Below are 15,398 nucleotides of genomic sequence, written 5' to 3'. Positions count from 1 at the left end.
GAAAAAACAATCCAAGGAGGATCTCTATGAATCTTCTCGTCGTTGGCGGCGGCGGCCGTGAACACGCCATCATCAAAAAGCTGAAAGAAAATCCGTCTGTGGAAACCATTTATGCCCTGCCGGGCAACGGCGGCATTGCCGCCGACGCCGTGTGCGTCCCGGAGATTGGAACCAAGGATATCGAAGCCATCGTGGCATTTGCGAAAGCCCACTCCATTGATTTCGCCGTGGTGGCGCCGGATGATCCGCTGGCCCTGGGCTGTGTGGACCGACTCCATGCAGCGGGCATCCCCTGCTTCGGCCCGGATGCCCAAGCCGCCCGCATAGAGGCCAGCAAGGTCTTCTCCAAGAATCTCATGCGCAAGTACAACATTCCAACCGCCGCCTATGAAGTATTTGACGACCCGGTCAAGGCCCTCTTCTATCTGCGCACCGCCTCTTTCCCCATCGTGATCAAAGCAGATGGCCTGGCTCTGGGCAAGGGCGTCCTCATTCCGCAGGATTTGACCGAAGCAGAAAATGCCGTGAAAGCCATTATGGAGGATAAGGTCTTTGGTTCCTCCGGTAATCAAATCGTGGTGGAAGAGTTTTTGACCGGCCCGGAGGTCAGCGTACTGGCGTTTACCGACGGCACTGCCATCGCCCCCATGGTATCCTCTATGGACCACAAGCGCGCCGGGGACGACGACACCGGCCTTAACACAGGCGGCATGGGCACCGTGGCCCCCAACCCCTACTACACGGCTGAAATTGCCCAGCTCTGCATGGACACCATCTTTCTGCCCACGCTTGCCGCCATGCGGGCGGAGGGCTGTCCCTTCAAGGGCTGCCTCTATTTCGGGCTGATGCTGACGCCCAACGGCCCCAAGGTGATTGAATACAACTGCCGGTTTGGGGACCCGGAGACCCAGGTGGTGCTGCCGCTTTTAAAAACGGATCTGCTGACCGTTATGCAGGCAGTGGAAAATGAAACCCTGTCCAGTCTGCAGGTTGAATGGCTGGATGAAACCGCCGCCTGTGTCATCCTGGCTTCTGGTGGGTATCCCGCCAGCTATGAAAAGGGAAAACGCATCCACTTCTCTGCGGCCCTTCCGAAAAACGTCACCGTTTACCATGCCGGTGACAAGCTGACGGATGAGGGCCTTGTCACCAGCGGCGGCCGGGTACTGGGCGTTACCGCCACTGCCCTCTCCCTGGAAGAGGCACTAAACGACGCCTATGCCGCCGCAGAAACCATTTATTTTGACGGCGTGTATCTGCGTCACGATATCGGGCGGCGCGCACTGGCTGCTTTGATCCACTGACACCGTATCCGTGCTGTCCATCGGACACGCCGCTCCGCTGTAAAAGCTGAGCCGCCCGATAAGAGCCGGCCGTCCCCCGCAGGGCAGTTTCCAATCTTGATTCAAGCGCCTGCCGGCGCATGGAGGTTACTATGGTACGTCGCATCTATGTAGAAAAAAAAGAATCCTTGCGCCAAGAGGCCACAGCTCTTCTGAATGAACTGCGGACCCTGCTGGGAATCTCCGCCCTGACAGGTCTGCGTCTTTTAAACCGCTATGATGTGGAGGGGCTGGAGGAGGAGACTTTCCAGCGTGCTGTCCAAACGGTGCTCTCTGAGCCCCAGGTAGATGATGTCTGTGCAGTTCTGCCCGCTGGATATTCCGCAGCTTTTGCTGTGGAATATCTGCCGGGCCAGTTTGATCAGCGGGCTGATTCGGCGAGCCAATGCATCCAGCTGATGACCCAGGGTGACCGCCCTGCAGTCCGCACTGCAAAGGTCTATTTGCTGTCCGGGACGCTGTCCACCGCTGACATAGAGGCAGTCAAGCGCTATGTCATCAATCCTGTGGAGGCACGGGAGGCCAGCCTTATGGAGGCGGCTACCCTCCAAATGGAAGTGGAAGCTCCCACCTCCGTGGAGACCATTACCGGCTTCACCGCCCTGGATGAAGACGGTCTTTCCTCCCTGCTGGACAGGATGGGACTGGCGATGGATTTGGACGATCTCACGTTTCTTCAGACGTATTTTCGCAATGAGGAACATCGTGATCCTACGATTACAGAGGTTCGGGTTGTGGATACCTATTGGTCTGACCACTGCCGCCACACCACCTTTTCCACCCATATTGATCAGGTAGAAATTCTGGATCCAGCCGTCCAGGCCGCCTATGAGCGGTATCTGGCCGCGCGGGCAGAGGTCTACGGGGCGGAAAAAGCCTCTGTGAGGCCCCAGACCTTGATGGATATGGCCACCCTTGGCACCAAGGTTTTGAAAAAACGGGGACTGCTCCAGAATCTGGACCAGAGTGAGGAGATCAATGCCTGCTCCATCCATGTCACCGCCACGGTGGACGGCGAAGCGCAGGACTGGCTTCTGATGTTCAAAAATGAAACGCACAATCATCCCACGGAGATTGAGCCCTTCGGCGGTGCAGCTACCTGTATCGGCGGCTGCATCCGGGATCCCCTCTCCGGCCGTGCCTATGTCTATCAGGCTATGCGCCTTACCGGGTGCGGGGATCCCCGCACCCCTGTAGCAGGTACCATTCCCGGCAAGCTGCCTCAGCGCAAACTGGCGCAGACGGCAGCGGCGGGCTACTCTTCCTACGGCAACCAGATCGGCCTGGCTACCGGCCTCGTCAGTGAGGTCTACCACCCCGGCTATGTGGCCAAGCACCTGGAAGTCGGCGCCGTAGTTGGTGCCGCCCCTGCGGAAAACGTGGTACGGGAGCGCCCTGTCCCCGGAGATGTAGTGATCCTTCTGGGCGGCCGCACCGGCCGGGACGGCATCGGCGGCGCCACCGGCTCCTCCAAGAGCCACAACCGCAAGTCTCTGACCACCATGGCCTCGGAGGTGCAAAAGGGCAATGCCCCCGAGGAACGGAAGATTCAGCGGCTGTTCCGGAACGGGAAGGTCACGAAGCTGATCAAGCGCTGCAACGATTTCGGTGCTGGCGGCGTTTCTGTCGCCATCGGCGAGCTGGCGGACGGCCTGCAGATCGATCTGGATAAGGTCCGTAAGAAATATGAAGGACTCGACGGTACAGATCTTGCCATTTCGGAGTCCCAGGAGCGGATGGCGGTGGTGGTCGCTCCGGAAAATGCCCCCCCTTTCATCGCCGCAGCGGAACAGGAAAATCTGGAGGCCTATCAGGTAGCCGTCGTCACGGAAACACCCCGGATGGTGATGCAGTGGCAGGGAACTACCATTGTGGATTTGAGCCGCGCCTTCCTGGATACCAACGGTGCCGTAAAGCACACCACCGTGTCCGTGGACAAAAGCACATGCACCACCCCAAGTCAGGAAAACGCCAAGTCCCTCCGTGAGATGGCCGCCAGTCTGAAATCCGCCTCCCGCCGGGGTCTTGGCGAGCGGTTCGACTCTACCATCGGCGCAGGCAGCATATTGATGCCCTTCGGCGGCAAGTACCAGCGTACCCCCGCCCAGGTGATGGCCGCTTTGCTGCCGGTGCTGCCAGGCCAGGAGACAGAAGATTGCTCCGTGATGGCCTGGGGGTTTGACGCCGAGCAGATGACCGCAGATCCTTATACCGGCGCCTACCAGTCCGTCATCACTTCCGTTGCCAAACTGGCGGCAGCCGGCTGCGATTATCGCGCCGCCTATCTCACCTTTCAGGAATATTTTGAAAAGCTGCGGGAGGAGCCCCGCCGCTGGGGCAAGCCCTTTTCAGCGCTTCTGGGCGCATTGGACGCCCAGCTGGATCTGGGCATCGCCGCCATCGGCGGCAAGGACTCCATGTCCGGTTCCTTCTTGGATATGGATGTTCCTCCCACGCTGATCTCGTTTGCCATCGCCCCTTCCAAGGCAGGGCAGGTGCTCTCTCCAGAGTTTAAAGAGGCTGAACACCCGGTGTATCTCTTTGGAGGCGCTGATACGGCGGCCCTCCGGCAAAGCTGGGACCAGTTCCGCATCCTGTGTGAAAGCGGCAAAGTCAAAGCCGCCTGGGCCGTGGAACACAGTCTGAGCGAGGCCATTATGAACATGTCCTTCGGCAACCGCATCGGCTTCTCCGCAGCGCCTCAGGGACAGGCTATCTGGTATGTCCCCATGCCGGGTGTCATTGTGGCCGAACTGACGCAGGAGTTGGCATGCCCAAATGCCGTGAGGTTGGGTGAAACCACTGCGGACGGCATCATCACCATCGGCAGCGACAGTGCCTCTATTGACAAGCTGCTGGCTTTGAACGAGGGAGTTCTGGAGGATATCTACCCCAATCGCGCAGTCTCTGTGCAGGAAGCTGTTCCCACACTGGAGGCCCCCGCTTTCACCTATCCCACGCCAAAGATTGGCGTGGCGAGGCCGAAGGTGCTCATCCCTGTGTTCCCCGGCACCAACTGCGAGTATGACAGCGCACGGGCGGTACTGCGAGCGGGCCTGACGCCGGAAATTCTGGTGGTGAACAACCAGTCCGCCCAGGGTGTGGCGGACTCTGCCGCCCGGTTTGCACGGGCAGCCCGGGACAGCCAGATCATCTTCGTTCCCGGTGGTTTCTCCGGCGGCGACGAGCCGGATGGATCCGGGAAATTCATCACTGCCTTCTTCCGCAATCCAGCGGTGACGGATGCCACCATGGATTTGCTGAAAAACCGGGATGGCCTGTGCCTTGGTATCTGCAACGGCTTCCAGGCGCTTATCAAGCTGGGCCTGGTGCCTTACGGCGAGATTCGGGACACCGATGAGGCCTGCCCCACTCTGACCTATAATGTCATCGGTCGTCACCAGTCCAAAATTGTCCGCACCCGTATCGCCTCCAACCGCTCTCCATGGCTTTCCAAGATGCAGGTGGGCGATGTGGTCAACGTCCCCATTTCCCATGGGGAAGGGCGCTTCCTATGCACCCAGGACCTGCTGGCAGTTCTTGCAGAAAATGGCCAAATTACCACCCAATATGTGGATTTGGACAATGTGCCTTCCATGGATGTGGATTTCAACCCCAACGGATCGGTTTGGGCCGTGGAGGGCATCACCTCTCCCGATGGCCGGGTTTTCGGCAAGATGGGGCATGCGGAACGCGTGGGGCCGAACCTCTATCAAAATGTCCCCGGCAATTATGCTCTGCATCTGTTCGAATCCGCGAAAAATTATTTTGATCTGTGAGTTGCATTTTTACCGATTTGTGGTATCCTAGGAAAAATACATTTAAAGCGAGGTGCCCTCATGGCATACTTTTTTGAAGAACCCTCCCGCACATTCAGTGAATATCTGTTGGTGCCCGGTTATTCTGACGAGAACTGCATTCCCGCCAATGTATCCCTGAAAACGCCCGTCGTGAAATTCAAGAAAGGGGAGGAATGCCCCCTGACCATGAACGTTCCAATGGTTTCCGCCGTCATGCAGGCGGTTTCCGGCGAGCAGATGGGCATCGGCTTGGCCAAAGAGGGCGGTATCGCCTTCATCTATGTCTCTCAGCCGATTGAAGAACAGGCGGAGATGGTCCGCAAAGTCAAAAACTATAAGGCCGGCTTCGTTTTCAGCGATTCCAACCTACGGATTGGTGACACACTCGCGGACGTGCTGGCCCTGAAAGAGCGCACCGGACATTCCACCATGGCCGTCACCGACGACGGAACTGGATCCGGTAAGCTTCTGGGGCTGGTAACCAGCCGGGACTACCGAGTGAGCCGCATGGATCCCGCCACCCCGGTTTCTGACTTCATGACACCCATCGAAAAGATCATTTATGCCCCTGAGGGCACCAGTCTGAAAGAGGCCAACAATATCATCTGGGATCACAAGCTCAACGCCCTGCCCATTCTGTCTGCGGACGGCCATCTGGCGTCCTTCGTGTTCCGGAAGGACTATGACTCTCACAAGGGCAATCCTCTGGAGTTGCTGGATGCACAGAAGCGCTATGTGGTGGGCGCGGGTATCAATACCCGGGACTATGCCCAGCGGGTTCCCGCGCTGGTAGAGGCCGGCGCGGACGTGCTGGTCATGGACTCCTCCGAGGGCTACTCCGTCTGGCAGAAGCGCTGCCTGGAATGGGTGCGTGAGCACTACGGCGACACGGTCAAGGTGGGCGCCGGCAACGTGGTGGACGGCGAAGGCTTCCGCTTTCTGGCGGACGCCGGCGCGGACTTCGTAAAGGTCGGCATCGGCGGCGGCTCCATCTGCATCACCCGCGAAACCAAGGGCATTGGCCGCGGGCAGGCCACCTCCGTCATTGATGTGGCCCGGGAGCGGGACAAGTATTTTGAGGAAACCGGCGTATACGTGCCCATCTGCGCCGACGGCGGCATCGTGCAGGACTACCACATCACCCTGGCTCTGGCCATGGGCGCGGACTTCTGCATGCTGGGCCGGTATTTCTCCCGGTTCGATGAATCCCCCTCCGCCAAGGTACTCATCGGCGGCAGCTATATGAAGGAATACTGGGGCGAGGGCAGTGCCCGTGCCCGGAACTGGCAGCGCTATGACCTGGGCGGAGCCTCCAAGCTCTCCTTTGAGGAAGGTGTGGACTCCTATGTGCCCTACGCCGGTTCTTTGACCGACGGCATGGCCACCACGCTGGCCAAGGTCCGCTCCACCATGTGCAACTGCGGTGCCCTGACCATCCCGGAACTGCGGGAAAAGGCCAAGCTGACTCTGGTTTCCTCCGTCTCCATCGTGGAGGGCGGCGCACATGATGTCCTGTTGAAGGATACCACCAATTCCGGCAATCGGATCTAAAATTTTTCCTGTACGCGCCATCCTGCCGCCTTCCACGGCGCGCCGAATGGCGCGTACAAGCGTTTTGCGTATGCAAAACCTTGAAATGGACAGGCTCTGCCTGTCCATTTGAGTTCTATGCGGGGCCCCCGCGGGACCTGTCCCGTGGGGTGCGGTAACGCACATGACGTGCTGTTGAAAGATACCACCAACTCCGGCAGCCGGAGCTAAGCGCCATTTACCTGATAAAAATCCCGGAGGATGTTCCTCCGGGATTTTTACCGTTTATCTGTCCAAACAGACCGATTGCCTTCAAGGCATTGACACCTTGTTTTCCACCGTGATACGCTGACACCGAAAGGAGGCGTGCACATGAATTGGAAAATGCTGTTCCGCAATTTGGCTTTGCTGCTGGGGGTTTCTCTTTCTGTGGGACCCTTTTTGCTCCTCTTTCTGGTATTCGGCGCCCTGGGCGCCTATCCGCCGTATGTGACCTATGCCGGTCTGGCTGTTGGCGTCTTTGGTCTGTTGGCCTTGTTTTTGGGAAACTGCGACTATTTCCCAACACCATGGCACCGCCATCTCAGCCGGGGAATGCTCCTCGTTCTGGCAGCCGCAGCAATCTATGTCGGCCACGGTGTCTGGCGGGACTCGCTTCCCACTGTGGATGACCGGGATTTGCTGCTGTGGGAATACGAACCCTTTGCCGAAAACAGCAAAGCTGTAAGACTGGAGGAACCGTCTACGCTTCAGCTTACACTGGCCGAACGTCCTCGGCTGGACGGAGCCACCGCTCTATACCCGGTATATGCCGCCTTTGTTCAGGCTGTCTACCCGGACACATACAGTACCAGCGATTATACGCTGAAATCCCGTCACCATATTGCAGAATGCAGCGGTACCATCGGTGCCTACGAACGGCTGATTGCGCAAGAAGCCGATGTCATCTTTGCCGCAGCTCCCTCCCAGGCGCAGTTGGAGCTTGCGGAGAATGCCGGGATGGAGCTGCACCTGCTCCCTATTGGCCGGGAGGCCTTTGTATTTTTTGTCAACAGTAAAAATCCAGTGGAGGATCTGACTGTTGCGCAAATTCAGGGAATCTACACCGGTGAACTTACCAACTGGCACCAGCTTGGCGGAAAGCGGCAATCCATCCGTCCTTTCCAGCGCCCGGAGAACAGCGGCAGCCAGACCGCGCTGCAGCATCTGATGAACGGTCTGCCCCTTCTGGCGCCGGAGGAAGAAGACCGCATCACCGGCATGGACGGCATCATCCGGCAGGTCGCCAACTACCGCAATTACCGCAATGCCATCGGATTCTCGTTCCGGTTTTATGCTACGGAAATGGTCACCAGCAATGAAATCCGTCTGCTGGCCCTGGACGGCGTTGCCCCCACACAGGAAACCATAAGGGACGGCAGCTATCCGCTCTCTTCCGAATTTTATGCTGTTACCGCAGCGCCGGTCGGACAGCCGGATCCACGTGAAGCCAATCCATTCATCAGCGCTTTTCTGGACTGGATTTTGTCGGAACAGGGACAGTTCCTGATTGAAAAAACAGGATACGTGGCATTGTCGTGACTTTTTTCTTCCACAGTCACGTGCAAACGGCTTCTCTCCATATAACACAAAACTTTTTTTGTTTGTTTAATCGTTTTTTTATTATTTTTTAGATGGGTCTTGTATTTTCAAATCCGGTTTTGTATAATAAGGGCAAGTACAAAACCACCCCCGGTTTTCGATAGGAGTGTACAAGCAATGGACGTGAAGCCAAATATTCTGGTTGTGGGCAGTTTTGTGATGGATGTCATTGCCACCACGGAGCGGGTTCCCAATTCCGGCCAAACCGTTTATGGAAAGTCCTTTCATACCGCCCCCGGCGGCAAGGGTGCCAATCAGGCCCTGCAATGCGCACGGCTGGGTGCTAAAGTTACCATGGTTGGCTGCGTTGGAGACGATCTGTTCGGTCAAGAGCTCTTGGGAATTCCAAGCGCCGCAGGGGTTGATCTCTCTCATGTACTGGTTCGTCCAGGTGTCACCTCCGGAGTTGGGCATGTAACATTGGAGGTCACTGAGCATACGGCTCAGAACCGCATTGTGGTAATTCCCGGTGCCAACCGCACCTTGACGGTGGAAGAAGTTTCTTGGATCAAAGACTGTATTTCCAGCTATGACATGGTCATGCTTCAGCTTGAGGTTCCACTGGAGGTAAATCGCGCCGTGGCCCGCTGGGCAAAGGATGCCGGTGTCCCGGTAATGCTGAATCCCGCCCCCGCCACAGAGCTGGATGATGAATTATTATCTCTTGTAACCTACCTGACGCCCAATGAACAGGAAGCTTCCATGGAAACCGGATTGCCGCTTCAAATGGATCAGCGGGGAATTCAGCGGGATGACCTCAAGCGGATTGCCGCGGCTCTTTGGGCTAAGGGCGTGGAAAATGTGATCATCACGCTGGGCGGAAACGGGTCGGCCGTGGTGAAGGGTGAGTCCATTCAGTACATCCCTTGTGTAAAAATGAGCCATGTGGCAGATCCAACTGCCGCAGGGGATTCTTTTGTCGGCGCACTGGCAGTCGGTTTAACAGCAGGACTTTCACAGGAGCAGGCGCTGGCATTTGCCAGCCACACTGCCGCTATTACCGTTTCCCGGATGGGTGCAATGCCCTCCCTTCCCACACTGGAAGAAGTGATTGCCCTGCTGCGGGAACGGGATTATCAGGGATTCGATCTCTCTTGTTTGGACGTACTGATGAAATAATGCAAAAAGGGCCACCAGTCATGAACTGGCGGTCCTTCTATTTTTGTTCAATGTCAACAACTCTGATTATCTCCAAAAAGCCCGGAAATACGGGCATTTCACGGGATATAAGAACTGAATTTACTACCGATTTACTACTTTCGGATTGAGCTTTGACACGCTTCTGCCTCCCGTGAAGCCCACCGCCCAAATAGTGACACATCGAAAATTGAATACGACACCGCAGACAGCGGCGTTCTCTTTTCCCCTTTGGGGAGATCAGGACGCCGCTTTTTTTGCGCCCAAAACCAGAAAGGAGGCGACCGCCTATGTACTTTACTTCCGGCAGCGACCGGGCCTTTGAACAGCTCATGCAGACGAGGCCGGGCGCAGACCACTTTGACAGCGGCGAGGCCGGAGCGCCGGAGGACTGCGGCACCTGCCGTTTCTACCGCCCGCACTGGAAGTACCAGTTTTGTGTGTATGAGGAATGTCCCTACCAGCCGGGCAAGCTGACCGCCTACGACGCGGTGACATTTCGAGTGAAAGGAGTTGAGAACATGGCAGTATTTCGTGTAGAGCGTAACAAGGGCTACACGGTGATGTCCAATCACCACCTGCGGAACAAGGACTTATCCCTGAAAGCCAAGGGCCTGTTATCGCAAATGCTCTCCCTGCCGGAAGATTGGGACTATACGCTCAAAGGCTTATCCCTTATCAACCGGGAGCAGATCGACGCGATCCGGGCCGCAATCCGGGAGCTGGAACAGGCCGGGTACATCGTCCGATCCCGTGAGCGCGACAGCCAAGGGCGCTTGCGCGGCGCGGACTATGTGATCTATGAACAGCCCCAGCCTGTGCCGGATTCACCTACGTTGGAAAATCCAATGTTGGATAATCCAACGCAGGAAAAGCCTACGTTGGGAAAACCAACGCAATTAAATAAAGATATATCAAGTAAAGAAAAATCAATTACTGATGTATCAATTACCGATCCCATTCCTATCCTTTCTCGACCCTCTCCTTTGGAGGACGAAGCGGCACAGCCGCCGGAACGGAAAGGAACGGAAGCGAAATCACAGAGCGCCATAGAGATTTATCGTCAAATCATCATGGACAACATCGAGTACGAACACCTTTGCCAGCACGTCAAGGGCATTGACCGGGAAACACTGGACGAGATTGTGGACTTGCTGGTGGAAACTGTATGCAGCGCCCGCAAGACCATCCGCATTGCCGGGGACGATTACCCGGCAGAGCTGGTGAAATCCAAGTTTGTGAAGCTGGACAGCTCTCACATCGAGTTTGTCTTTGACTGTTTGAGCAAGAACACTTCGGAAATCCGCAATATCAAGAAATACCTGCTGGCTATGCTGTTCAATGCGCCCAGTACGATCAACGGTTACTATGCCGCGCTGGTGGCCCATGACATGAATACCGGCAAAATCTGAAAGGAGGACGGCTCTATGAAACAGGGTGCATTGATTTTCGACGAGCGCAGCGACCGTTACGACATTCGCTTTGATCTGGCGGACTACTACGGCGGCCTGCACTGTGGGGAAACCTTTGACGTGATGGTGGGCGGCAGGTGGAAGCCCACCCGCATTGAGTACGGGGCCAACTGGTATCTGGTTGGCATCCGTGCCGACGACCTTTCCGGCCTGCGGGTGAGGATTTAATCGGGGACAACCGGCGCAAGCGGCTGTCCCTTTTCTGTTTTCTGCGGCGGCTGACGGTGCCACCTTAACCGTGCCGCCGCACTTCTGCGAAAGGAGGGATAGCGATTGCAGGAGGAAGTAACCCAAAAGACAATAGCCTTTTCCATCAAATCGGCCAAGCTGACAATCCAAGTGCTGCAAGCGGCGGCCCGTAAGTTTCTGGAAACCCAAAACAAGGGCAAGACCAAGCTGCACCACGGCCAGCAGAGCCTAAAGCAGCTCAAAAAGCACGGGGCGGTCCTGTCCAATATCGAGATCACCGACGCCAATATCGGCCTTTTCCGGCCTTGCGCCAAGAAATACGGCGTGGACTTCACGCTGCGGAAAGACGCCACTACCCAGCCCCCGCACTACATCGTGATTTTCAAGGCCAAGGACGCCGACAACATGGAACAGGCGTTCAAGGAGTTCACGGCCAAGAAGTTGCAGCGGGAAGAACGGCCCTCGATCCGCAAGGACATTGCCGCAAGCAAGGAAAAGGCAGCGGCCCGCAACGCTGACCGGGCCAAGGAGAAATTCAAAGAAAGGGGGCTGTCACGATGAAGCCGGAAATGAAAAAACTGATAATCGCCAATCTGCCCTATCTGCTGTTTGTCTATCTGTTCGGTAAGCTGGGGCAGGCGTACCGGCTGGCGGAGGGCATCGACCTTTCCCAAAAGCTCCTGCACTTTGCGGACGGCTGCGCGGCGGCCTTTGAAAGTGCCGCCCCCAGCTTCCACCCCATTGACCTGCTGATCGGCGTCGCCGGTGCTGCGGCGCTGCGGCTCATGGTGTACTGCAAGGGCAAGAACGCCAAGAAATACCGCAAAGGCGTGGAGTACGGCAGCGCCCGATGGGGCGGCCCCAAGGATATAGCCCCCTATATCGACCCCAATTTTGACAACAACATTCTGCTGACACAGACGGAACGGCTCACCATGAACAACAGGCCGAAAGACCCCAAAACCGCAAGAAATAAAAATGTTCTGGTGATCGGAGGCAGCGGCAGCGGCAAGACCCGGTTCTTTGTAAAACCGAACCTCATGCAATGCGTGTCCAAGGACTATCCGACCTCATTTGTGATAACCGATCCCAAGGGCAGCTTGATCGGCGAAGTGGGCCAGCTCCTTATCCGCAGCGGCTACCGCGTGAAAATGCTGAACACCATCAACTTTTCCAAGAGCATGAAATACAATCCTTTTCGGTATCTGCACTCGGAAAAAGACGTGTTGAAGCTGGTAAACACCCTGATCTGCAACACCAAGGGAGAGGGCGAAAAAAGCGCGGAAGATTTTTGGGTGAAATCGGAACGGCTGTTCTACACGGCCCTGATCGGCTATATCTGGCAGGAAGCGCCGGAGGAAGAAATGAACTTCACGACGCTGCTCGAAATGATAAATGCCAGCGAAGCCCGCGAGGACGACCCGGAATTTCAATCGCCGGTGGATTTGATGTTTGAGCGATTGGAGGAACGCGACCCCGACCATTTTGCCGTCCGCCAGTATAAAAAATTCCTGCTTTCGGCGGGCAAGACCCGTTCCTCAATCCTTATCAGCGCGGGCGCAAGAATGGCCCCGTTTGACATCCGCGAGGTGCGGGAGCTGATGGAGGACGACGAACTGGAACTTGACACCATCGGGGACGAGAAAACGGCGCTGTTCCTGATTATGTCGGACACGGACACCACCTTTAATTTCATTCTGGCAATGGTACAGAGCCAGCTTATCAACCTGCTTTGTGACCGGGCCGATGATAAATACGGCGGGCGGCTGCCGGTTCACGTCCGCATGATACTGGACGAGTTTGCGAACATCGGCCAGATACCCAACTTCGACAAGCTGATCGCCACCATCCGAAGCCGTGAAATCTCGGCTTCTATTATTTTGCAAAGCCAGTCACAGTTAAAGGCCATCTACAAGGACGCTGCGGAAATCATTTCCGACAACTGCGACTGTACGCTTTTTCTTAGTGGGCGGGGCAAGAACGCCAAGGAAATCTCTGACGTGCTGGGCAAAGAAACGATTGACAGCTACAACCAGAGCGAAAACCGGGGCGCACAGACCTCTCACGGATTGAATTATCAGAAGTTAGGAAAGGAGTTGATGTCACAGGACGAGATCGCAACGATGGACGGAGGCAAGTGTATTTTGCAGGTGCGCGGTGTAAGGCCGTTTTTCAGTGAGAAATACGACATTACCCGTCACCCCCGCTATAAATACCTTTCCGACGCCGACAAGAAGAACTATTTTGATGTGGACAGGTACTTGACCGCCCTGCGCCGGAAACGGCAGCGGGTGGTTTCGCAGGAGGAAACCTTTGACCTCTACGACATTGACCTGTCGGATGAAGATATGGCTGCCGTGAATGAATAACCGGCGGCTTTCCCTTATCAACAAATCATATCAATCTAAAATTATGGAGGTAAATTTATGGAATTTTTCAATAGTGCGGTTACTACTTTGCAGACTATCGTTGTGGGCCTCGGCGGTGCGCTGTGTGTTTGGGGCGGCATCAACCTTCTGGAAGGTTACGGTCAGGATAACCCGGCCAGCAATGCTCATGTACGGTAAAGTATCACAAGAAAATTATGTCGAATTGACAGCCGCCTCCGCTATACCGAATAAGGAAATAAAGAGTCCTCAAATTTTGCGCTACTAAATGAAGACGAGCGGAAGTAATCTCCCGCTCGTCAGTAAACTTAACTATGCCATATCAATCCCGCTTCTTTCCCGCCACCGGCACTAAGAACAGCGCGGGCAACAGCAGGAAAGCGGTACAGACCAGCCCCCAGGGTATGGACACCTGCTGGGCTACCAGCCCCACAATAGGCCCGCCGATGATCTGCCCGAAAGAGTCCAGCTGTCCGCTGGTGGAAAAGACTGTGGCGCGCATTTTCTCATCCACATGGTCGTTCATCCAGGCGGCCAGCACAGGCTCCTTGATGGTGCGCATAAGCCCCGCCAGCAGGAACACCAACAACATGAACCAAAAGCTCCGCCCCACCGCGAAGAGAACCAGGCACAGGATATACCCGGCGCTGGTGGACATGACCACACTGGTTCGGCTGACAGTCCCTTTTTTCTCCATGCGGGCGATGAGCAACTGAGAAGCCAGAATACCTAAGCCGCTGCCGATAAGACTGATAACACCGAACCAAGTGACGCTGTTCAGCGGCCCGATAACGGGTATTACCGTGTCATCCAGAAAATGAGCGGTGGAGAGCCGGTCAAAGCCTTCACTGGCAAGTCCCCCGCATAGTGTGATTGCTAAGAGCGCCAGCAACACAGGTGCGCCTTTCACAAAGCCCAGGTTGAGCTTGAACAGGCAGACAAAGTCTTTAAGCAAGCCCTGCCGTTCCTCAATAGCAGGGGAGAAGTTGGTTTCTGGCATGATGCGAACCAACACCAGCCCCAACAACAAGCACAAACTGCCCCCCAAGATGACAGGCATTTGCAGGTTTATGTTTCCCAGCAGTGTGCCCAGCACCACGCCCAGAACGCCGCCGATTTGCCCCATTTGACTGCCCCGCAGGAACACCTTGTCTATGGGTTTGTCCTCTTCCTCCGAGGCAATCCACGCCTCCAGAGCGCCGGTGATGAAGGTATCACCGCAACCCCAGACAACCTGGGCCAGCAGAACCGGCGCGAACCACGGTAGCGCACCCTCCATCAGAAAGCCCAGGCCGTAGAGGAACATTCCAATCAGCACCGAGCGCCGACGGCTATACAAATCCGCCACCACACCGGTGGGTATCTCGAACAGAAAGCAGGAGGTCTCCAGAACCGTCCCTACCAGGACAAGCTGGAAAGCATCCAGCTGCACCACCTCCAGGTGGTACACGATGGAAAGCACTGTGGACATAGAAACCGCCAGGGAAAAGACAAATCGGAACAGCAGGTAGACAGAATATGCCTTTGAATTTTTAGCAAACATGAAGTTACATTCTCCTTTACGAATCAGTGGGTTGTTTTGTGAAACAAGCCCGACTGCCGCGCAGGAAGGGCAAACTTCTCAGCCCTTTCTAACAGTGATTTTAGAAAAGGCCTCCTAAAGTGCCCAAAGCGCCGTTAAAAGACTTGTTTCTGTTTTTGCAGTTTGCCATATGAATACCTCCGATACTGAAATTAGAACAACATGGCTGTTCTTCTTCGCGATATTATAGCAAATGGGCTTTGTGTTGTCAATGTAAAGAGAAGCGAGAGCGAGAGCGAGAGCGAGAGCGAGAGCGAGAGCGAGAGCGAGAGCGAGAGCGAGAGCGAGAGCGAGAGCGAGAGCGAGAGCGAGAGCGA

At 55.9% G+C, this 15,398-nt stretch carries 11 protein-coding genes; 10 read left to right on the top strand and 1 reads right to left on the bottom strand.

From position 1 onward, the window contains the following. Positions 1–26 precede the first annotated feature (26 nt). The 10 genes from purD (at position 27) to BMZ81_RS11595 (ending at position 13,679) form a co-directional block, all read left to right on the top strand. Positions 27–1,304 (top strand): phosphoribosylamine--glycine ligase, encoded by a 1,278-nt coding sequence (gene purD, locus BMZ81_RS11640; protein WP_091132283.1) that lies wholly within the window; start codon positions 27–29, stop codon positions 1,302–1,304. 131 nt (positions 1,305–1,435) lie between these two features. Next, positions 1,436–5,122, top strand: coding sequence for a phosphoribosylformylglycinamidine synthase (locus BMZ81_RS11635; protein WP_091132280.1), 3,687 nt, complete (start codon positions 1,436–1,438; stop codon positions 5,120–5,122). A 60-nt stretch (positions 5,123–5,182) separates the two neighbouring features. Then, positions 5,183–6,694, top strand: coding sequence for an IMP dehydrogenase (locus BMZ81_RS11630; protein ID WP_091132278.1), 1,512 nt, complete (start codon positions 5,183–5,185; stop codon positions 6,692–6,694). A 351-nt stretch (positions 6,695–7,045) separates the two neighbouring features. Further along, positions 7,046–8,254, top strand: coding sequence for a PstS family phosphate ABC transporter substrate-binding protein (locus BMZ81_RS11625; RefSeq protein WP_091132276.1), 1,209 nt, complete (start codon positions 7,046–7,048; stop codon positions 8,252–8,254). Positions 8,255–8,431: 177 nt separating this feature from the next. After that, a complete protein-coding gene (gene rbsK / locus BMZ81_RS11620; RefSeq protein ID WP_091132273.1) occupies positions 8,432–9,433 on the top strand; it encodes a ribokinase in 1,002 nt (333 codons plus the stop codon). A 539-nt stretch (positions 9,434–9,972) separates the two neighbouring features. Then, the gene (locus BMZ81_RS11615) at positions 9,973–10,863 is read left to right on the top strand and encodes a DUF6017 domain-containing protein (RefSeq protein WP_330370713.1); all 891 of its coding nucleotides are present in this window, start codon (positions 9,973–9,975) and stop codon (positions 10,861–10,863) included. A 15-nt stretch (positions 10,864–10,878) separates the two neighbouring features. Continuing rightward, positions 10,879–11,091: a DUF5348 domain-containing protein gene (locus tag BMZ81_RS11610; protein WP_002574007.1), complete on the top strand. Its 213-nt coding sequence runs from the start codon at positions 10,879–10,881 to the stop codon at positions 11,089–11,091. A gap of 105 nt (positions 11,092–11,196) precedes the next feature. Beyond that, on the top strand, positions 11,197–11,673 hold the full coding sequence (locus tag BMZ81_RS11605; protein ID WP_002574006.1) for a PcfB family protein: 477 nt from the start codon (positions 11,197–11,199) through the stop codon (positions 11,671–11,673). After that, complete coding sequence (locus tag BMZ81_RS11600; RefSeq protein ID WP_002574005.1) at positions 11,670–13,481, top strand: VirD4-like conjugal transfer protein, CD1115 family; 1,812 nt, start codon at positions 11,670–11,672, stop codon at positions 13,479–13,481. The genes BMZ81_RS11605 and BMZ81_RS11600 overlap by 4 nt, the downstream gene beginning before the upstream one ends. A 57-nt stretch (positions 13,482–13,538) precedes the next feature. Further along, entirely contained in the window at positions 13,539–13,679 is a 141-nt protein-coding gene (locus tag BMZ81_RS11595; RefSeq protein WP_091132270.1) for a Maff2 family mobile element protein, read from the top strand. 142 nt (positions 13,680–13,821) lie between these two features. On the opposite strand, the gene tet(40) is transcribed toward BMZ81_RS11595, so the two are convergent. Beyond that, complete coding sequence (tet(40), locus tag BMZ81_RS11590; protein ID WP_002578914.1) at positions 13,822–15,042, bottom strand: tetracycline efflux MFS transporter Tet(40); 1,221 nt, start codon at positions 15,040–15,042, stop codon at positions 13,822–13,824. Between the last annotated feature and the right edge of the window lie 356 nt (positions 15,043–15,398).

Origin of the sequence: Oscillibacter sp. PC13, assembly GCF_900115635.1 — a bacterium.
In the GTDB taxonomy this organism is placed as follows: Bacteria; Bacillota; Clostridia; order Oscillospirales; family Oscillospiraceae; genus Oscillibacter.
This window is presented reverse-complemented; position numbering and strand designations above follow the sequence as displayed.